This window comes from Methylocystis sp. (assembly GCF_051061225.1).
Taxonomy (GTDB): Bacteria; Pseudomonadota; Alphaproteobacteria; order Rhizobiales; family Beijerinckiaceae; genus Methylocystis.
On record NZ_JBPFEB010000040.1, the window covers coordinates 1 to 20,574 of the forward strand.

Annotated in this window: 14 protein-coding genes and 1 pseudogene; 10 read left to right on the forward strand and 5 right to left on the reverse strand. The window is 59.4% G+C overall.

What is annotated here, in order from left to right:
* Window positions 1–400: 400 nt before the first annotated feature.
* The 4 genes from ACR652_RS08350 to ACR652_RS08365 all read right to left on the reverse strand — a co-directional run bounded on the left by ACR652_RS08350 (window position 401) and on the right by ACR652_RS08365 (window position 5,761).
* Complete coding sequence (locus ACR652_RS08350) at window positions 401–1,765, reverse strand: tetratricopeptide repeat protein (RefSeq protein WP_434506055.1); 1,365 nt, start codon at window positions 1,763–1,765, stop codon at window positions 401–403.
* A 7-nt stretch (window positions 1,766–1,772) separates the two neighbouring features.
* On the reverse strand, window positions 1,773–4,157 hold the full coding sequence (locus tag ACR652_RS08355; protein ID WP_434506056.1) for a GumC family protein: 2,385 nt from the start codon (window positions 4,155–4,157) through the stop codon (window positions 1,773–1,775).
* A gap of 67 nt (window positions 4,158–4,224) precedes the next feature.
* Window positions 4,225–4,956: a polysaccharide biosynthesis/export family protein gene (locus ACR652_RS08360; RefSeq protein ID WP_434506057.1), complete on the reverse strand. Its 732-nt coding sequence runs from the start codon at window positions 4,954–4,956 to the stop codon at window positions 4,225–4,227.
* Entirely contained in the window at window positions 4,898–5,761 is an 864-nt protein-coding gene (locus ACR652_RS08365; protein ID WP_434506058.1) for a tyrosine-protein phosphatase, read from the reverse strand. Before ACR652_RS08365 ends, ACR652_RS08360 begins: the two co-directional genes overlap by 59 nt.
* Between ACR652_RS08365 and ACR652_RS08370 the strand changes: the two genes are divergently transcribed.
* From ACR652_RS08370 to ACR652_RS08390, 5 genes are all read left to right on the forward strand, one after another.
* Window positions 5,643–7,355 (forward strand): O-antigen ligase family protein, encoded by a 1,713-nt coding sequence (locus ACR652_RS08370; RefSeq protein ID WP_434506059.1) that lies wholly within the window; start codon window positions 5,643–5,645, stop codon window positions 7,353–7,355. The two genes, ACR652_RS08365 and ACR652_RS08370, sit on opposite strands and share 119 nt — an antisense overlap.
* Window positions 7,356–8,133: 778 nt before the next feature.
* Window positions 8,134–9,603 (forward strand): lipopolysaccharide biosynthesis protein, encoded by a 1,470-nt coding sequence (locus ACR652_RS08375; protein ID WP_434506060.1) that lies wholly within the window; start codon window positions 8,134–8,136, stop codon window positions 9,601–9,603.
* Entirely contained in the window at window positions 9,600–10,622 is a 1,023-nt protein-coding gene (locus tag ACR652_RS08380) for a glycosyltransferase (protein ID WP_434506061.1), read from the forward strand. Before ACR652_RS08375 ends, ACR652_RS08380 begins: the two co-directional genes overlap by 4 nt.
* Window positions 10,623–10,793: 171 nt before the next feature.
* Complete coding sequence (locus ACR652_RS08385; RefSeq protein ID WP_434506062.1) at window positions 10,794–11,651, forward strand: FkbM family methyltransferase; 858 nt, start codon at window positions 10,794–10,796, stop codon at window positions 11,649–11,651.
* The gene (locus ACR652_RS08390; protein ID WP_434506063.1) at window positions 11,644–12,453 is read left to right on the forward strand and encodes a glycosyltransferase; all 810 of its coding nucleotides are present in this window, start codon (window positions 11,644–11,646) and stop codon (window positions 12,451–12,453) included. Before ACR652_RS08385 ends, ACR652_RS08390 begins: the two co-directional genes overlap by 8 nt.
* Here the strand turns inward: ACR652_RS08390 and ACR652_RS08395 are convergent.
* Window positions 12,388–12,833: pseudogene (locus tag ACR652_RS08395) on the reverse strand (transposase). The gene ACR652_RS08390 and the pseudogene ACR652_RS08395 sit on opposite strands and share 66 nt — an antisense overlap.
* Window positions 12,834–12,922: 89 nt before the next feature.
* Here ACR652_RS08395 and ACR652_RS08400 point away from each other — a divergent pair.
* From ACR652_RS08400 to ACR652_RS08420, 5 genes are read left to right on the forward strand one after another with little or no spacing between them, the layout of a single operon-like run.
* Entirely contained in the window at window positions 12,923–14,263 is a 1,341-nt protein-coding gene (locus ACR652_RS08400) for a nucleotide sugar dehydrogenase (protein ID WP_434506064.1), read from the forward strand.
* Window positions 14,264–14,267: 4 nt separating this feature from the next.
* Window positions 14,268–15,419: a non-hydrolyzing UDP-N-acetylglucosamine 2-epimerase gene (gene wecB / locus ACR652_RS08405; RefSeq protein WP_434506065.1), complete on the forward strand. Its 1,152-nt coding sequence runs from the start codon at window positions 14,268–14,270 to the stop codon at window positions 15,417–15,419.
* Between the two features lie 17 nt (window positions 15,420–15,436).
* Window positions 15,437–16,711, forward strand: a complete 1,275-nt coding sequence (locus tag ACR652_RS08410) for a glycosyltransferase family 4 protein (RefSeq protein WP_434506066.1) — start codon at window positions 15,437–15,439, stop codon at window positions 16,709–16,711.
* Window positions 16,708–18,420, forward strand: a complete 1,713-nt coding sequence (locus tag ACR652_RS08415) for a heparinase II/III family protein (RefSeq protein ID WP_434506067.1) — start codon at window positions 16,708–16,710, stop codon at window positions 18,418–18,420. The genes ACR652_RS08410 and ACR652_RS08415 overlap by 4 nt, the downstream gene beginning before the upstream one ends.
* Window positions 18,417–20,546, forward strand: coding sequence for a bi-domain-containing oxidoreductase (locus tag ACR652_RS08420; RefSeq protein ID WP_434506068.1), 2,130 nt, complete (start codon window positions 18,417–18,419; stop codon window positions 20,544–20,546). The genes ACR652_RS08415 and ACR652_RS08420 overlap by 4 nt, the downstream gene beginning before the upstream one ends.
* Window positions 20,547–20,574 lie beyond the last annotated feature (28 nt).

Consider the following 20,574-nt stretch of genomic DNA (forward strand, 5'->3'; position numbering starts at 1 on the left):
TCGCGCTGGGCTCACATCCAAAACCTGAAACGTTCTATCTCCAGACATATGCTCAGACCTATGTCGATCACCCGAATCCAGGGCAACCAATCATCGGCGTCCAAGCGTAAGTCCGCTACACGGGAGGCGTTGAGCGCTTACGTCAGAACGCTGGGATAGCGCAACTTGCTGCGATCATAGCGGGCGCGATTTTCGTTCGTCCACATTGGGCAATCCCCAAAAGAATCAGATCGCCTCGTTGAATCATAGCCGACTCATTCGACTCAACTTTTCTTCGGACAGATACTAAGGGCCTGAAAGAGAGATATGCGAATTGGCTGGAAAAGAGGGCGCTGACACTTGGGGCCTTTCCAACTTGAAAAGGGCTGGAGGCGACTGAAGCCAGCCGAAGACTGAACCTTCACTGTGGCGGGGGTGCCTGATCGAGCGGCGGGGCATCCTCGGCGCGTATGATTTCAATATCATCGAACCACATATAGCCTGACGCCAATTGCTCGGACGGGCTGCGAGCCATGTGGGATAGCTGGAGATGTTGCGCCGGGCATCGATCTGCCGGGATAAGTATATCGAAAGAAAAAACTCGCCACGTGGGAATTTGCCCGACCAGCATATCACTTTCGCCCGCACGCAGGCCACTGACGCAGGTCACGCTCCATTGCAGTCCGCGACGCGCGCGCAGTTCTCCCTGATAGATCCCCTTAAAACGATAGGCGCCAGGCTTCAAAACGAGGATTTCACTGATGGCGGGGAATTGGGCACGCGACCGACCGAAAGAGACCCATAAGGCGCTTTGAGCGCTGTTATCTGGGCGTGCAAAGATGCCTACTTTTGCTTCACGGCCCGTTCCGAAGCCCCAGTCAAAAGGCATGCCGCTCGGATTGCGTTCAAACGAACCGTTGAAAACATGTGCGAGATAGTGGATGTCACTCTCGGGAAGGAACCGTGCCCATGCGGAATAAGCAAATTGATACGCGCCCAGTTTAAAAAGATACCTTATGTAACCAGCGAGCTCTTTTTCTGAAATGGGGTGCGGACTCGCTTGCAATGCTGAAAATAATTCATAAGGCGCCCGCGGATCATGGATACGAAGCGAGGCAAATGCGCGGAGCACCTGCGCTCGCCACGGGGGGTTTTCACCGAGGCGCTTTACCAATTCCTCGCGAGCTGCCGGAATTTCCGACAACTGCGCCAAAATCGGCGCAATATCAGACCCTGCAGACATGCTGCTGCGCATCAAGATATCCGCATAGCCGATCGCTGCCCTGGAATCGTTCTCCGAAAGGCGTTCGCGCATCAGGAAAGCAAGCGCTCTGACTTCGTGCCGGGAGAGCGTCGAAGCAATCGTCATCAATCGCTTGGCGGTCCTGGGTTTATCTTCTAGTTCAGAGAGCTGACCAAGCAACTGATATGCATGTGCATTCAAGGGTGCGACTTGAAGCGCGCCAACAATCCGTTGCCGCAGGGTAGGGTCGAGGGGCTTGCGAGCTTCTTGCGACGTCTCTTGTCTTGCCTGCTCGACCTCGGCGCGCCGTTCCTTTTCTTCGATGATGAGTTGCTCCGAAATTTTCAGAACAGACTCAGGATTGCGCCTGTTCAGGCGCAGAGAAACCTCGGGAAGATACTCCGATAGCCCCTCTGGAACGCTGTGGCTTATGATGAGATAGCAGGCGGCGGCGACGATCGCGAAAATAGGCGCTCTTGCCGGGATTTTGCCTTGGCCTCGCATATCAGAGCAAGCCTGTGTCCGGTCCGCTTTTCTTACCATCAGAGTTTCAGGCTGAGGGGAAGCGTTTGGCGAGACCCTCAAGCATTTCAGAGAAACGCGACTTCTGCTGCTTTCCAGTTGCTTCCGTCGCTGCGCCTACTGCATCGCCATCGTCTGCAAACTCGGCATGTTCCAGTTGCAAATTTCCGTTCTCGAGAGAGGCGAGTTTATCGTCATCGCCAACCTGCCCGTATCCGGCTCCGCCATACCCATACCCATACCCATACCCATACCCAGCCGATTTGGCGTCGAACTTCGTTAGGACAAGACCGAGGAGGTGGGTCCGAGCAACCGCTAGGCGCTTGAGAGCGGATTGTAGCGCCGGCTTGCGTGTCTGATTGGCCGCTACGACAAATACCGTCGCCTGCACTGAGCGCGTCAAAAGCGGCGCATCGGCAAGGCCCATCACCGGCGGGCCGTCGACAATCACAAGATCGAACGCCCGTGTCGTTATATCTATCAGATACCGCAACCGCTGGCTTCCGAGAAGCTCGGCGGAATTCGGCGGCAGCGGTCCTGATGACATGAAGAAAAACTGATGCTTGTCGCCCACTCTCTGAATTGCATCGGTGGGCGTGCAACCGCTCGTCAGAAAATTGCTCAAGCCGCAGCTGTTATCGAGGCCGAGCTTTTTATGCAATGACGCATTGCGAAGATCAGCGTCAATGAGAAGCACTCGCATGCCCATCGCGGCGAAATGCTTGGCGATCAGTTGACCGGTGAGGGATTTTCCTTCTCCTGGCATCGAACTTGTGATGAGCAATGCTTTTGGCAGCCCCTCCGCAGTGGATAGCTGTAGAGTAGTGCAAAGCGAACGATAGGCTTCCGATACGCCGGATCTCGGGTCACTTATCTCCTCTTCCAGGTTTTTTACCCTCGGAATGATGCCTAGTGTGGTAAGTCTCGATAGACGTTCGGCTTCGTCGCTGGAGTGGATTACGTCGTCGAGACGTTCGAGGAGATAGGCAAGCCCGATGCCCGCGAGTAGGCCCGCGATCAACGCGTTCCGAAGAAAGGTAGAACGGACTGGATAGGACGGCGCGCTGGGAAGCACCGCTTTATCCACGACAAAGACATTGTTGACGCCGACGCCACTGGCGACGTCGACTTCCTTGAAACGCTGCAACAAGCTTTCATAAAGCGCACGTGAGGTATCCACTTCGCGTTTGAGAATGTTGAACTGGATGCTGCGCTTTTGCGTGTCGAGCGTTTCGCTGCGCGTCGCTTCGACCTCTCTCTTAAGCTCCTGTTCTTGGGCGAGTGAGGCCTCATATGCGGCCTTATAAGATGCCTTGATTGTTTTTACTTCGGCGGCAAGCTGCCGGTCGATTTCAGCGATTTTGTTTTTGATCTCCGTCATAGCCGGGTAGCCGGGCCCGTAGGTGCTCGCTTTTTCCTGATATTCTGCAGTTAGCGCACCTCTCGCTGAGCGCAATTGAGCAATCGCGGCATTCGTAAGGAGCTGTGGAAGGTTGATTGCGTTTGCCGCTTCAACTTGCTTCCATTGCAACTCGGTTTTGATGCGCTCAGCCGTAGCCGCGCCCAGCGCCGCACTGACCTGTCCGAAATTGGTCGGCTCCGCGGAGTCTCTGCCAGTTGATGCAATCAGCTTCTCTTTTTGAGCAAAATCAATCATTGTCTTTTCGGCATCTTGCAGCCTTATCTTAAGCTGCTTGATCTGCTCGTCGAGGAAAGTTTTGGCGTAAGCGTTGCTTTCAAGGCGCTTGTCAAGATTAAAATTGATAAAGGCTTCTCCGAAGGCGTTCGCCACACCTTCCGCCAGTTGGGGGGAAGGATCGGTAAAGCTTATGTCAACTAATCGCGAACCTATAATTGGTTTGACAACGCGCCCCGCAAGGACCCTTCCGACGCCCAAGTCGTTTCTCGACGGGGCAACGGGCGGGTGGGACTTCGACTTTCCGCCTAGCAGCATGGATAGTGAGAGACTACTAGAGTTTTCTTGTTCCGCCCCCCCAGAAAAATTAGCGATTGCGGCGACACGCTCGGCCATGTTACGGCTTTGAAGCAATTCGAGCTGTGTTTTCATGTAATCGTAAGTCCGGGGATCGCCTGCATTGATGTCCCCCTTTTCGACGATTTTTGCTTCCGGATCGACCTGTAGTCTTACAGTGGCTGTATAAACTGGGAGGATCAAAAGCGACCAGAGGTAGCCAAGCGACAACGCGCCGACGGTCGTAACCGCAATGACCTTTTTGCGCTTGAGAATAACTCGCAGGTGTTCGCGATAATCGAAGCCGTTCTCGGCCGTTGCCTCGAAGCTGGGGGCGATGCGCTCGCCATAACCATGGCGGCATCCGTTGTCCCCGTCCGCTGGACTACCGGGGGCACTGTGGGTCGCAGGCAAAAGAGCATCTGTGTTCGCGTCACGCATTGTCAGCTGTGTCCAAGAGCTTTACCTTAGGGTGCCGGTGTGAAGTGATTCGATCAGCGCCCGCACACTACGTCGCCATGAACGCCAAGGTGCCCAGAGATGTAAAGGGTACGATCATCTTGAGGGTATTGTAGACATATTTCGAGGTAGAGCCTTCGACAACGATCACATCGCCAGCCTGCACAATCGGATCGACCACGGCACCCGATCGAATCGCGGCGAGATCGACGCGCGCCGCAGATCGGGTGCCGTCTGGGTTAGCCCGGAAAATGATTACTTCCGAGGAGGCGGTATCCTTATCGCGCCCACCGGCGAGAGAAATAGCGGCGAGGAGCGTGGGAGACCCACGTAATGCGTAAACGCCGGGACTTTTGACCTCACCATCCAACGTGATTCGCGCGCTGTTAAACTCTTTGACAAAGACCCGAACGCTAGGATTTTTGATATAGGTTCCATTGAGCTTGCCGCGCAGTTCGGTCTCAAGCGTCGAGGGCGTTTTTCCCGAAGCTTGGATATCACCGACGAGGGGAAGGTTGATGAGGCCATTGTCGGCGACCTGCACGCTTTGGGTTAGCTCAGGGACCTTAAACACACTGATTTCAAGAACATCGAGCGGACCAATCTTATAGGCAGACGCGCCTGGCGTCGATTCCGCGATGTAGGGGGCCGACGCGCGGGCCAGCTCGTCTAGTTTGGTACCCTCTGCATGGATTGCACGCTGCGGCGCGCTATCGATCCCGCTAGGAGAATATTCGTTGCAGCCAGCGCAGAGAGCCACTCCCAGAATGAGAGCGGCCATCCATAGAGCGCGCCATAGCCTTTGTTTCAACTGCGCGCCTCGCATGGTCTCTTCCCTCTCTTATTGAACTAACCGCCGGCGCTACGGACGACGGCGGCCGATTCTCGAGCACAGCGAGTGGCCTCGTCTTGGCAAGGCGCTCTGCCTCTTCATCGCCCACGAGGCGCGCCGCATAAGCGAGACCTTGCGAAAGAACAGGTGGCCGAGACGCGATGTTGTGCGCATCAGTAGCGAGAATGTGCACTAGCCCTTCGCATAACATCCTCTCACCCCAATATCTAGGGCTCCGCCCAAAAGAGCCTGTCAAGGCGCCCGCAGTGATTTGCATCCACACGCCGCGTGTTGCGAGAGAGACGATCAAGTCATATTCCGACTCGATCCAAGTAAGGCGCTCAGGGTGGGTTAGGATCGGTGTATAGCCAGCCGCCATGATGTTGAAAAAGAGATCTTCAAGACGCGGCGGCGCCGTATGGTGAGGCGGCTCGACAAGAACATAACGGCTATCTGCGAGGGACAGGAGATGGCCGCGTCGCAACCCGTCGACAAAATTCGGAGTGACGTGATTATCGGCACCCGGCACTAGCTTGAGCGCTATGCCAGCGTCGTCGAGCCGATCTTGCAATTGAATGACTGCCTGGCGAATATCTGGCCCAGTGTTGGGAAAGAGACCGGGCAGAATATGGGGCGTGCACGCCACCGTCGAGACGCCGTCAGCTACCCACGCCCGCGCCATCGATAATGATGTTGCAATGTCTGGCGCTCCGTCATCGATGCCGGGCAGAATATGGCTATGCAAGTCAATCATTTGCCTTATCTGCCTTCCCCCTTTGCCGCCGAATACATCAGCCCAAATGTTGCTTAATGTACGGCAATCCTATTTTTACATAGAAGGACAAGATTGTGACGGGAATACGCCTCTCTGTGTGAAAATCGAACGATCTTTTCTTCTCGACGAAAACCGTGCAGAACGTGCCAGTCATGCGGCGATCGACCCCTGCATCGAGGCATCTTTTATGAACTTTGGCGCAACGATCATCAGACGACTAGGCGCTGTTAGAATTGGGCGCGTAAGCGCGCTGTCTTACAGTTCGGCTTTCGCACTCGGCATCGGTCTGCTTCTGGGGGGTGGAGCCGCCAATGTGTATTTGACAAACTCGATGATACAGGTCCTTACCCTGCCAACACTTCTATTGGCTCTCTTACAGCTCGACTGGCGCACAATGCAACCGACGGCTAAGCTGGCGCTTTGGTTGATCGCGGCGGCTGCCCTGTTAGTGGTCGTTCAACTCATCCCGTTGCCGCCATCGATTTGGACCAGTCTACCTTTTCGTGAAAAGGCGGTAACCGGGCTCGGCACAATAGAGGCTGCCATTCGATGGGCTCCTATGAGCGTGACTCCGGAAGCGACGCTCATTGGAGCGCTGACCCTATTGCCGCCCTTGGCTGTGTTTTTAAGTGTCGTAAGCTTGTCAGCCCCGGAACGGCTTCTTCTAACGTTAGTGCCGCTCGCTTTCGGTATCGCCAACGCCTTCGTCGGGTTGCTTCAATTATCTCAGGGTCACGATAGCCCCGGAGGCGCGATCGAGTCGGTGGGCTTATTCAACAACCGCAATCACGAGGCAGCCCTTCTTTACAGTCTGATTCCTTTTGCCGCAGCCTGGATCGGCGCGTTGACCCCGTCGCTCTCATTGCGAGACAATAAATACGACAGCCACGCGGTCATCAAGCTCTTGGCGGCTGGAGTCGCGGTTTTCGCCTTGATTGTTGCGACGCTCATGGCTCGCTCACGCGCTGGCGTAATCCTTCTGATGATAGCGCTTGCTGGCTCTATGGCTCTTCAGCCGTGGCGGAGCATTTCTGGCGACAGAACGCGAGCCGGTGGGATATTTGCTCTCCTTGCCGTCCTCGCGTTGATGCTCGGTCTGCAGTATGGCCTTTACAGGACATTTGCGCGCTTTGAAGATGACCCCTTCGCGGACGCCCGCGTTACGCTTGCCCGCGTCACGGCCAAGGCAGCACTTTCAGCGGCGCCGTTGGGAACAGGGATAGGTTCATTCGTGCCGATTTATGCGTCAATCGAACGGCTGGAAGATCTCGTGCCGGATCGTTACGCGAACCACGCTCACAATGATTTTTTGGAGTTTGCGCTTGAGACAGGCGCCCCGGGCGTCTCGCTCATCTTTTGTTTTGGCGCCTGGTTCTTGCATCGCTCCCGCGACGTCTGGCGCCGATTCGGCCCTGACGCTAATCTTCTCATGGCACGCGCGGCGACGGTGTCGATAGGGCTGCTCATGGCTCACGAACTAGTCGACTATGCTTTGCGCACAGATGCGATTCTCGTGTTCTTTGCATTTGCTTCCGCGCTTCTGGTTCCGCCCCCGCGCCGGGCTGGCGCGTAGCTTTGGGCGCTGGCTCGCTTAAGAGGACTTCCGGGTGGCGCGTGCGGCCTGTTATAATTGAACCGCTGTGCCTTAGTATTGACGCTTTCGTCTGCAATGTGTATCGAATTTAAAAGAGAAACCCCGCAAGATTGCGATGATCGTCTGCTCATGACTTGGCAAGCGTCGCTGCAAACAACGATAGACCTTTGCGGACGCTAAGCTGGGAGTTCGAGGCAACATGCGCTAAGCTGGCTTGCCCGTCGCATCTCATGCAAGGTATCGCCTATGAAGCGTTTGCGCAGCGATCACTTGAGATTCTATGGCGCTTTCGCGCGGAGAGATGCGGCGCGGCCTGGAGCAGAATTGGTTCGACGTCGATTGTGATAGAAAGTAATGGACGCGTCCTGCTTGACAGACCGCTCTATGGAGTGAGAGCTATGGGTCGCATACTCATCGGGAGAGCCGCGGTCTCACCCGATGTGCGGTAGCTATCGCCGGCAGCATATCGAGCCCGCGCGCAACAAGCACACTCTCGATGTTCGGTGATCGGATCGCTTGCTTGATCTCTATCTTCTGTGCCCGGCGTCCAATCACCCGAGACGACGGTGTCCTCCGCATCGTAAAATCGCGAAGCGGGTTGGAAGACGTGATGCAAAGGTTTACCGGCAGTTCGGCAGATCGCTTTTTGGCGAGAGCAAAATGATCGGCAATCCCTTGAAAGTAGAGCTGTGAGTTTTTATTCCGATTGCGAACACGATCTCCTCAAGCTTCAGCGTCGGTTCGATGAGCGGCGGACATGACAGCGACGCGAGCAGTCTCGGCGACATTTTGGAGTGTGGTCGATATTTTGTTGCGGCAAGGCGTTCAGTTCGCAATCTCGGTTGTGCTGGCACGCCTGCTGTTACCTTCGGACTACGGCACCGTCGCTCTTCTCGCGCTGTTCGTAGGGGTTGCCGGAGTGCTAGCAGAAGGAGGAATGTCCTCCGCGCTTATACAGCGGCCAGATGTCGCAGACGACGACCTCTCAACCGTCTTCTGGTTCAACTTATCGGCAGCGACCATCGGCGCCGCCGTGTTGTGGCTCATCGCTCCGGCGATCGCTGCGCTTTTTGATAAGCCTGTGCTTGAGCCGCTTGCGCGAGCGATGGGAGTCAACCTGATTGTGGCAACCTGCGGGTCTATCCAGCAGGCGCTCTTTACTCGGCGGCTGGACTTTCGCCCCGTAACAATCGCCAGCGTAGTATCAATGCTTCTCTCAGGCGGCGTTGCGATCGGCGCTGCATGGCATGGTTTTGGGGTGTGGGCATTGGCCGCGCAGACCCTAACCGCGAGCGCTGCGACGACGCTTATGCTATGGCAGCAAAGCCGCTGGCGACCGAAGCCGATCATAAGCCTTGCTTCCGCACGCCGCCTGTTCGGGTTTGGCGGTTACATGTTGGCGTCGGCGCTTCTGGACGTTGCTTTTAATCAGGGGTACACATTGATAATCGGCCGTCTTTATGGAGCGGGCGAGGTCGGGTTGTACGGGCGAGGGCAATCAACTGCTCAGTTGCCGAGCACCATGCTGAATAGCATTATTTCACGGGTTGCGTTTCCTCTCTTCTCGCGGGCCGTCTCGCGAGAACAGCTCTCCGAAACCATGCAGTTCTCGGTGCAGACGACGATGCTAATCAATGCGCCGACCATGCTGGGGCTCGCCGCAGTCGCCGATCCATTCGTGCTGACGGCATTCGGGGAGCCTTGGCGCCCATGTGTGCCGATTTTACAAATTCTGTGTATATCCGGACTCCTTATGCCGCTTCACGTCATCAATTTGCAAGCTTTGATAGCGCTGGGCTGCTCCAACCTGTTCTTCCGATTGGAGCTCGTTAAAAAATCGGTGGGTTTGTTGGCGCTGCTTGTTGCGGCTAGGGAGGGCGCAACTGGAATTGCCTGGGCGATGCTAATTGCGTCTTTTTTTGCCTACTACGTTAATGCGTTTTATTCTCATCGTCTCACCGGGTACGGCCTTCTTCGGCAGATCGGAGACGTGACGCCTTCGGTCGGAAGCGCCTTGGCCATGGCTTGTGCCGTTCTGGTGGTGCATCCCTTTCTGTTCGGATTCTCGCCGTTCCAGCGGCTGGTTGTTGAGATTCTGATCGGAGCGGTAGTGTTTCCCGCTTTGGCGGTGATTTTAAATCTGCCGGGGTATCGTGACCTACGGGATTTGCTTTTGACCTCGTACCAATCTCGATTGGCCTTGCGTGCTACCAAGAACCGGGCATGATTGAGATCTCGAATCCCAAGGAGCTGTATTCTGCTCCGGTCGTTTCGGTGGTGATGCTTGCCTATAACCACCAGGACTATATCGAGCAGGCGATCGAAGGTGTTCTCTCGCAAGTCTTCGCTTTCCCAATCGAGCTTATCGTCGCTGAGGACTGCTCAACCGACGCGACGCGCACCATTGCTCAGAAATATGTAGGAAGTCACCCTCATTGTGTGCGAATTATCACCGGTGAAAGCAACGTGGGCATGATGCCCAATTTTTTTCGTGCACTAGAACATTGTCGCGGCGAGTTCATCGGCCTATGCGAAGGTGACGACTGGTGGTGTGATCCAATTAAGGTGCATCTGCAGGTTGATTTGTTGCGGCAAAATCCCGAAATGGGGATGGTCCATACTGATTTCAGGAATGCAACTCTTCGCAATAACATTTGGTGTCTCGACGTCGTTAGTGCTCACCATGGAGTAGCCGAAGCAGCTTTGAGCGGCGATATGTTCGCGATTCTTCTCCGCAAGCTTTCTGTTCGGACCTGCACGACGATCTATCGAAAACAGGTAATCGATAAATTCCTATCTTCTCCTCTTGCTAACCCCCATTACTCAGCAGGGGACCTACCTTTGGCTCTTTATTGCGCAGCTAATTGGAAGATCGGTTACATTGATAGAGTTATGTCAGTATACCGTATCGCGCCGGGGTCCGTAACGAGATCGGGGCTCTCGTCGACTGTCAAGTTTATGGAGGGAGTAGCAGATATTTTTAGAGATCTTCGTTTGATTTATGGTAATCGCCACGATTTTACATTGGTGGGCGAGAAATCAGCGCTGTCGATAATGGCAAAGGCTGCTTTTCGCGCAGGTGATATCGAGGCTTTGAACCGGGCCCTAAGGCGAAGGGAAGAGGTGGATCCCGCATCGCGCCTGTTGTTGCCCTTTGTTGCGTTGAAGCTCGTTACGTTCTTCCCAATGACGCAGGCTATTCTAAACCGGTTGATAAATTCCCTTCGTTTGTTGCGCCAAGGATAGCTGCATAATGCATAAGGACACAGCTTAGCTGATGCATTTTGCATAAGATCCTCCGGAAACCAAGCATTGCCGTCGCCGCGTCGTCTTTTTTAGGACGCACCTACAGAGAACTTCCTCGCCACCCGGGGCCCGCCTCCGGATACGCGGAAAAAACATATACATGAGCAGGACATGAAGTCTTTCCAGAAAGATGCAATGCGCCGCATATCTTGGCGCTTGGGGCGAAAGGTGTACGCCAAAGCCCGCGGCGAACCACTTTCGGCGCAGATCTCAAGTAACGGGGAGGCGAGTTTGCAACAGCGCGTGCTAGCTGCAATACCGCCCAGTACGCCCATGCAGGTTCTGGATGTCGGCGCGAACAGGGGTGAGTGGACCTTATCTCTCCTTAGGCAAGCCTCACCTGCGCGGCTCGCCGACGGAGGGATTCAAGTGGACGCCTTCGAGCCGGTGCCCATGACAGCCGATCGCTTCGAGAGAGAACTTCGGACAGCCCCGGAAGGAGCGCGCGTCCGGTTGCATCGCTACGGCCTGTCGGACACGCCCGGTTGCGCCGATATGGCGTTGACGAGCATAACTGGCGGGACCAACACGCTTCATTTCGACCCGCGCGCTGGTCAGCCAAGCGAAGGCTGGTGCAAGGTGCGGCTCGAGACGCTTACACGTTTCTGTGAGGAGACAGGAATTAAACACGTCCATTTCGTGAAATGTGACGCTGAGGGCCACGACATGAAAGTGATCGCCGGCGCGCGTCCGTTACTGGAGGCCGGGCGGATAGATGTATTGCAGTTCGAGTATAATCATCGCTGGGTGCATGGTCGCGCTTTCCTGAAGGATGCCTTCGATCTGATATCGGGATTGCCCTATCGTCTCGCTAAAGTGCGATCGCATGGACGCATCGATATTTATGAATCTTGGCATCCTGAACTCGAGCGTTACTTCGAAGCGAATTATCTACTTGTCAGAGAACCGGCGCTTTCATGGTTTGACGGCTATTGCGGCAGCTTTGACGAGAGCAATTCCTATGCCTGAGGAGAGAGACAACAGCGCTGGAGGGCGACAGCTTCCTCTCATCTCCGTTGTTTTCGTCACTTACAACCGGGTTGTAACATTAGGGCCGACCCTAACTTCATTTTTGTCGAACACAGATTATCCACGTGATCGGCTCGAGCTTGTCGTCGCGGATGATGGGAGCCCGTTAGAGGCCCAGCGGGCCATCCGTGAGATGGGTTTTGATGTCTGCGCGCTCTCGCCCGTCAATCGCGGCATGGGAGCCAATGTGAACCAGGGCATTGAGGCTTCACGTGGCGACTACCTGCTTCACATTCAGGACGATTGGGTGTGCGTTGGGCCGCCGAATTACCTACGACGCGCTGTGGCTGTGCTGGAGACAAATAACGACGTGGGGCTGGTGATCTGTCGGCCGCATCCCCGCTGCTTGGGAGAGCGCCGCCGCGCCGAAGTCGGAGACGATGCCGTTCGTATCTTCGACAATGATCCTCGTCGTCAAGTTAAGATGGTCGGCGATCACGCCTATACAGACTGGCCGCATCTCAAGCGGCGCCTATTCATTCAGACAATCGGAGAGTATAAGGAAAGCCGCCGGATGTGGGAAACCGAGCTCGATTACGCGCAGCGTGTCAACGCTCAGACCCGTTACTTCATCGCCGATATTGTCGGACTCGACGCCTTTCGCCACATCGGCCAAGCGCTCTCCTACAACCACGGTCCGCTCGCCGGCCGCATCGCCGCGCATTTCGAGAAATATTCAGCCATCCGACCATTCGTTCACCTTGCCCGTAGACTCAAGCGCCGGTTGTCGAACTCGCTTTAAGCTGGCGAATAGCGGTTCAGAAAAACAACATGTGCGGAGTTTAAGGCGCCTTTGCCTTTCGCGCGTCGAATGCGATGGAAACTCCCCGCCCTCGAGTTTTGCATGATCTGATGACCATGCGCGGACCGGTTGCCGCTCCATAAGTTGGCGCTCCGAGCGAATCGAGTAGAAGGCTTGCAGCAGCATTGCGCGCAGCAGCTTCTCCGGCGGGATGGAAGGCCGGCCGTCGAGGCGTAGAGCGCTGAAAACTCCCCGGCCAGACCGGCGAGCGCCTCGTTCGCCAAGTCGCGGATCACCCGCAGGGGGTGCGAACTCGGAACCCGCGCCTCGATGTCGACATAGCTGAACAGCGCCCCAGACCGCTCGTCCCCGCCGCGCATTCCACGCCCCCTTGCCTGAAGCGAAGGGAATCATATCAGCGTCGCCAGCGCGAGGGGTTTTTCAACAGCCTGCTAGAGGTCTATTGAGGATGCAAAACATGTCACCTGTCCAAGGGATCGCGGAGTTATTCAGACAGAAGCGGGGTCGCCTTGGCGTGCTTGGGCTTGGCTATGTGGGTCTCCCGATCTGTCTTGCGGCTGCGCGCGCCGGGGTGGAGGTGCTTGGCTTCGACATCGATCCCGAGAAGCCCGCCGCTCTGCATCGCGGCGAGAGCTACCTGCATCATCTTCCCAATGAGAGCATCAAGGAGGTCATGAGCAGCGGACGTTTCACGGCGACGGCTGATTTTTCGCGCCTGCCCGAGGCGGACGCGCTGCTCATCTGCGTCCCGACGCCGCTCACTCAGCATCTCGAGCCGGATCTTTCCTTTGTCGTGGCCACGACCGAGACCATCGCAAAGCACCAGCGTCCGGGGCAGCTGATCGTGCTCGAGAGCACGACCTATCCTGGCACAACCGCCGAGGTGGTTTGTCCAATCCTCGAGCGCTCCGGCCTCATCTGCGGCCGCGACTTTCTGCTCGCCTTCTCGCCCGAGCGCGAGGATCCGGGGAACGCCAGCTTTTCATCGGCCAACACGCCGAAGGTGGTTGGCGCGGATGATCAGGTCGCGCGCGACGCTGTCGAGGCTGTCTATGCATCCTTCGTGAGCAGCACCGTGCCCGTTTCCTCGACGCGCGTGGCGGAGGCCGTCAAGCTGACAGAGAACATCTTCCGCGCCGTGAACATCGCGCTCGTCAACGAGCTGAAGATAGTCTACGAGCCAATGGGCGTCGATATTTGGGAAGTCATCGAGGCCGCGAAGACGAAGCCCTTCGGCTTCATGCCCTTCTATCCGGGTCCGGGCCTCGGAGGGCACTGCATCCCGATCGACCCTTTCTATCTTACCTGGAAGGCGCGCGAATTTGGCATCGCCACGCGCTTCATCGAGCTTGCCGGCCAGATCAACTCCAGCATGCCGCAGCATGTGACGAACAAGCTCGCCTGGGCGCTCGACATGCACAGCCGCAAGGGTCTCAACGGCGCGAAAATTCTCGTGCTCGGCATCGCGTATAAAAAGAACATCGACGACATGCGTGAGAGCCCGGCGCTGCGGCTGATCGAGCAGATCGAGGCGCGCGGCGCGGTGACGGAATTCCACGACCCCTTCGTGCCCGTAATTCCGCACACGCGCGAGCATGCGGCTCTGACGGGCCGTAAGAGTCGGCCATGGTCCAATGATCTGCCGCGAGGCTACGACGCGGTTCTGATCGTCACCGACCATGACTGCGTCGACTACGGCGCCCTGGTGGAAAACGCCGCTCTGGTCGTCGACACGCGCAACGCCTGCCGGCGTGCGGGCGTCCATTCGCGCAAGCTCGTGCTGGCCTAACGCTATGACCGGGATCCCGCCGGCCGGCCGTCGACGTGTAGACTGCGTCGTCGGCGCGCGGCCCAACTTCATGAAGATCGCGCCGATTCTTCGCGCCCTCGACGCAACGGAACGCTGCGCCGTGCGGCTGATCCACACCGGCCAGCACTACGACGAGAGCATGAACGCCGTCTTCTTCGAGGAGCTCGGCATTCGTGCGCCCGACGTCAATCTGGAGGTCGGCTCGGGCACGAACACGGAGCAGACCGCACGTATCATGCTCGCGCTCGAGCCGCTGCTCGTCGCGGACCGGCCTGATATGTTGCTCGTCGTCGGCGACGTCAATTCGACCGTCGCCTCTGCGCTGGTCGCGGCGAAGCTCCTGGTCGCGCTCGCACATGTCGAGGCGGGCTTGCGCTCGCATGATCGCGCCATGCCCGAGGAGATCAACCGTCTCGTTACCGACCGGCTGTCCGATCTGCTGCTGACCACGGAGCGCGAGGCTGGCGCGCAATTGCAGCGCGAGGGCGTCCCGGCCGAGAGCATCCGCTTTGTCGGCAATGTCATGATCGACACGCTGAATGATAATCTGGCCCGTGCGCGCCCGGCGCGGGCGACCATCGCGCAGCTGGCGGGCGGCGGCCAATTCGCCGAGGACGCGACGCGTGACGGCTATGGGCTGGTCACGCTGCATAGACCCTCCAACGTCGACGATCCGGCGAAGCTTGCGGGACTTGTCGCGGCTCTGGTCGAAATCTCGCGCGAGTTGCCGCTGCTCTTCGCCATGCACCCGCGCACGCGGGCCCGTATCGAGGCGGCGGATCTTGCGCCGCAGCTCGCCGGCGCACGAATCCTGGCGACGCCGCCCCTGGGCTATCTCGACATGCTCGGGCTGATGCGCGAGGCGCGGCTCGTCGTCACCGACAGCGGAGGGATGCAGGAGGAGACGACGGCGCTCGGCGTGCCCTGCCTCACCGTGCGCGACAACACCGAGCGGCCGATCACCATAACCGAAGGCACAAACACGCTCGTTGGCAGCGCGCCGGACGCGCTCCTGCGCGCGAGCCGCGAGGCGCTCAACGGCGCCGGAAAGCGCGGTCGCATTCCGGAACTGTGGGACGGCAAAGCGGCCGACCGCATCGTCCGGCATGTGCTCGATTTCCTCGCCGCGAGATAGACACGTGAGCGCCTGATATGCGTATCCTGTTTTTCAGTCATTATTTTCCGCCTGAGGTCAACGCTCCGGCGTCTCGCACCTTTGAGCATTGCCGGGAATGGGTGAAGGCCGGGCACGAAGTGACAGTCGTCACTTGCGCCCCCAATCATCCGGCTGGCAAGCTTTACCCGGGCTATCGCAACCGACTGTTTCAGCGCGAGACCATCGACGGCGTCGAAGTGGTGCGGGTGTGGACCTATCTCGCCGCCAACGAAGGGTTCCTGCCCCGCATTCTCAATTACGTCTCCTACATGGCGAGCGCGATGCTGGCCCTCCCGGGGCAAAAGAAGCCCGACGTCGTCGTGTCGACCTCGCCGCAGCTCTTCTGCGGTCTTACGGGCCTCATCGCCCAGCAGGCGATGCGCGCGCCCTGGGTGCTTGAGATCCGGGACATCTGGCCCGAGAGCATTGTCGCCGTGGGCGCGATGCGCAAAGGGGCCGCCATTCGCCTGCTAGAAGCTCTGGAGCGTCTCGCCTATCGCCGCGCCGACCGCATCGTCGCCGTCACGGACTCCTTTGTCGATCACATCAGCGCGCGTTGCGGCGTTTCGGCCAAGATCGAGGTCATCAAGAATGGCGTCGACCTAACACTGTTCGACGTCGAAACCAGCGCCGCGGCGGAAGCGGCCAAGCGCGCGCTGGGGCTGGAGGGCAAGTTTGTCGCCGCATATGTCGGTACGCATGGCATGGCGCATGGACTCAATACGATTCTCGACGCGGCGCGACTGACTGGGCACGATTCGCGCATTGTCTACCTTCTGGTCGGCGATGGCGCCGAGCGCGAAGGCCTCGCGTCGCGCGCTGCCGAACTCGGTCTCGGCAATGTTCGCATAATGGGCCAGCTGCCGAAGACAGACATGCCGACCGTGTGGGCCGCGACAGACGTCAGCATCATTCACCTCAAGCGCAGCGACACCTTCAAGAAGGTGCTTCCCTCCAAGATGTTCGAGGCGATGGCCATGCAGCGTCCGATCATACTCGGCGTCGAGGGCGAGGCGAAGGCGCTGCTGGAGGCGGCCGGCGCCGGCGTCGCCATCACGCCCGAGAGCGCGGATGAGCTTGCCGCGGCGGTGACGAGGATGGCGGACGATCCTGTTTTGGCGAAGGAGATCGGCGCCAGCGGCGCCGCGCATGTGCGCGCCCATTTTGACCGCGCACGCCTCGCCGCCCGCTACGTCGATGTGCTGGCTGCGGCTATCCACGCCGCCGATCGGGCAGGCGACGCGAGCGCACAGAAGGCGAATGCGCCGTGACGGCGGTCGGGCCGGTAGCGCGCGTCGCGCGTGGCGTAGAATTCGCGCGGCACATGCCGTTGTCCAAGCTGCTGCGCCGCGCCGAACTGAGCCTGCATCGTCGATTGCGCGACCGGCTGGCTGGCTCGAAGGCCGCAGGCGAACCGGCGCCTTCAGTCGCCGCTCATCCGCCTGCGCCCTTGCTGCCGCCCCGCGCAGCGGCGATCGACCGCCGTGACGGCGGGTATGTTTTCACCTTCCTGAGCCGCTCGGAAGCGATGGGGCGCGACATCGACTGGAACGCCAGCGGACTGCCCGAGAGTGACCAGCTCTGGCGCATGAATCTGCATTACATGGAGTATCTCGAAGGCGTCGACGACGTGGCCTTCGCAACGTTGGTCGAAAGCTGGCTCGCGACAAATGCGGTAATGAAGCCGAACGCATGGCGGGACAGCTGGAACAGCTACGCGCTGTCTTTGCGCGTCGTTGTGTGGATGCAGCAGATCGCCGCGCGTGCGGGCCGCCTGAACCCCACGTTGACGGCGCACATGATTAACAGCCTCGCGGCGCAGATTCGCTTTCTGACGCGCAATCTCGAGACGGACCTCGGCGGCAATCACCTGGTCAAGAATCTGAAGGCGCTGATCTGGGCCGGGCGCTTCTTCTCCGGTCCCGAGGCGGATAGATGGCGCCGCGACGGCGTGGCGCTGCTAGCGCGCGAGCTCGACACGCAGATCTTGCCGGACGGCATGCACGATGAGCGCTCCGCCTCCTATCATGGGCAGGTTTTCTGCGATCTTCTCGAATGCCGCCATGCGCTCGGCGTCGATCCTCTGTCGGGCCGGCTCGACGCCGCGCTCGACCGCATGGCGCAGGTCACGGCCGATCTGACGCATCCAGACGGCGGCCCGGCGTTGTTCAACGACGCCGGCCTGACGATGGCCTATGCGCCCGATATTGCGCTCGCGGCCTATTCCTGTCTGCGGGGTCGCGAGGTCGCGCCGCGGCGCGTCTTCGCTCTCCCTGGCGCCGGTTACTTCGGCCTTCGCGGCGAGACGAGCTATGTCGTTGTCGACTGCGGGCGGATCGCGCCGGATGACCTCCCGGCCCATGGACATGGCGATGTGCTGTCGTTCGAATGGTCCGTGGCGGGGCGGCGCATGATCGTCGATCAGGGCGTGTTCGAATATGTAGCGGGCGAACGGCGCCAGCGGGCGCGCACGGCTGCGAGCCATAATACTTTGTTCTTCGAAGGCGCCGATCAGGCCGATTTCTTTGGCGCCTTCCGCTGTGGCCGCAGGCCCAACGTCCGCGTGCTTGCCTATGAGGCGAGCGACGACGGCTTCCGCTTGAACGGCGCACACGACGGCTTTGATCGTCTGCCGGGGCGGCCGCGCCATGTCCGCGAACTGACGGCGGACGCCGGCGGGCTTCGCATTGCGGACAGGATCGAGGGCAAGGCCAGCCGCGCGGCTCGTGTCGGCTTCCTCCTGCACCCCGAGGTGCGCGTCTCTGGCGCCGGCCGCGCGCTGCGCCTCGAGCGGGATGGCGCGCACGTCGCCATGAGCGCATCGTTACCGATTGTGGTCGAACCGGCCGTTTGGTGGCCGGACATGGGTCTCGAGCTGCCAACCAGGCGGCTTGTGGTCCCGTTGCCGCCGGGCGAGGCCGGCGTGACGACCGCGCTTAGCATAATCGCGACCTCGACGCGCATGGTGGATGGACAATGAAGCAGGTTGTGCAGAGCTATCGCACTGGCGTCTTGAAGGTGGCCGACGTGCCGGCGCCGCGGCTGAGCGCCGGCACGCTTCTCGTGGCGACTCGCGCCTCCCTGATCAGCTCAGGCACTGAGAAGCAGCTTATCGATCTGGCGCGTTCCTCCCTGGCCGGCAAGGCCATGGCGCGCCCGGATCTCGTCCGCCGCGTGATCCGCAACGTCAAGCGCGACGGGTTGAAGCCGACGCTCGAGAAGGTGTTCGCCAAGCTCGATACGCCGATTCCGCTCGGCTATTCGATCGCCGGCGACGTAATCGAGGTAGGGCGCAATGTAACCGGCTTCGCCGTTGGCGATCGCGTGGCCTGCGCTGGCGCGGCTCTTGCGAACCACGCAGAATTCAATTCGGTGCCGAAGAACCTCGCCGTGAAGATCCCGTTCGGCGTCGACGAAGAGGATGCGAGTTTCGTCACGCTCGGCGCCATCGCCTTGCAGGGCGTGCGGCTGGCGGAGCCGACGCTCGGCGATCGCATGCTGGTCATGGGGCTGGGTCTCATCGGCCTGCTCACGGTCCAGCTCCTCAAGGCGAATGGTTGCCAGGTGATTGGCTTCGATCCCAATCCGGAACGCGTCGCCCTGGCCTTGAAACTGGGCGCCGACGCGGCGGTCAGCAGCGGGCTCGCCGAGGCGGTGTCAGGCTTCACGGGCGGCTATGGCGCCGACGCCGTCATCATCACGGCCTCCTCGAAGTCGAACGAGCCAATCAATCAGGCTGCCGAGGCCAGCCGCCTCAAGGGACGTATCGTCGTGGTGGGCCTTGTCGGCATGACGATCGATCGCGAGCCCTTTTACCGGCGCGAGCTCGAACTGAAGCTGTCGCTCTCTTACGGCCCGGGCCGACACGACCCGGAATACGAGATCGCCGGTCACGACTATCCGCTGGCCCATGTGCGCTGGACCGAACAGCGCAACATGGAGGCCTTCCTCGATCTTGTCGCCGCCGGCCGCGTCACGCCGAAAGCGCTTATCACCCACCGCTTCGCCATCGCCGACGCCGAGCAGGCCTATAATGTGATGGAGCGCTCCGAGCCGCATCTGGCGATGGTCCTTACCTATGCGCCGGAGCGCGCCGGCGAGATCGTCCGCGAGTTTTTTCCGGCGGCCGGGAAGCGCGTCGCCAGGTCGTCTGGCGAGACAAGCGTCGCCTTCATCGGGCTCGGCAATTACGCCAAGGGCGTGTTGTTGCCGGCGCTTGCGAAGTGCCAGGGCGTGCGCCTCGCGACCGTAGTCACGTCAACCGGCATCAGCGCCGGCCATTCGGCCGAGAAGTTTAAATTCGCCACGGCCGCCACCGAACCGGCGGCCGCGCTCTCCGATCCTGACATCGATACGGTGTTCATCGCCACCCGCCACGATACGCATGCGGCGCTCGTCGCCGACGCGCTGAACGCCGGGAAGCATGTGTTCTGCGAGAAGCCGCTCGCCGTGGACGACGCGGGACTGGCGGCGGCGGTGGACGCCGCGAGGACCTCGCCCGGTCAGTTGACTGTCGGCTTCAACCGCCGCTTCGCGCCGCTCCTCGTCGCGGCGAAGAAGGCGCTCGAACCGCGCTCGAGCCCGCTCGTCATGGTCTACCGGATCAACGCCGGCGCCATACCGATGGATAGCTGGATCCAGCGCGAAGAGGGCGGCGGCCGCATCGTCGGCGAGGTGTGCCATTTCGTCGACGCGCTCACATATCTGTGCGGCAGCCTGCCCACGGAAGTGTCGGCCGTGGCCGCAGGGGGGATGGCCGACGCGGTCTCGATACTGATCAAATTCGCTGACGGGTCGACAGGCTCGATCGTTTATTCCTCGCTGGGCGACGCCGCGCTGGCGAAGGAATATATCGAGGCGTTCGCTGCGGGCCGGGTCGTGCAACTCATCGATTTCTGCCAGCTGACCGTCACCCGGGAGGGCAAGCAGACGACGACCAAGACGGCTCAGGACAAGGGACAGGCCGCGCTCGTCGCCGCCTTCATGAGCGCCGTCCGGAACGGCGGAGAGGCGCCGATTCCGCTGATCGAACTAACAAAAGTGACGGAGACGACTTTCGCCGTCGAGGAAGCGCTGAGAAGCGGCGCGGTGGTCTCGCTGTCATGAACGAGTCGGCGGAAGGGACCCTGCCGAC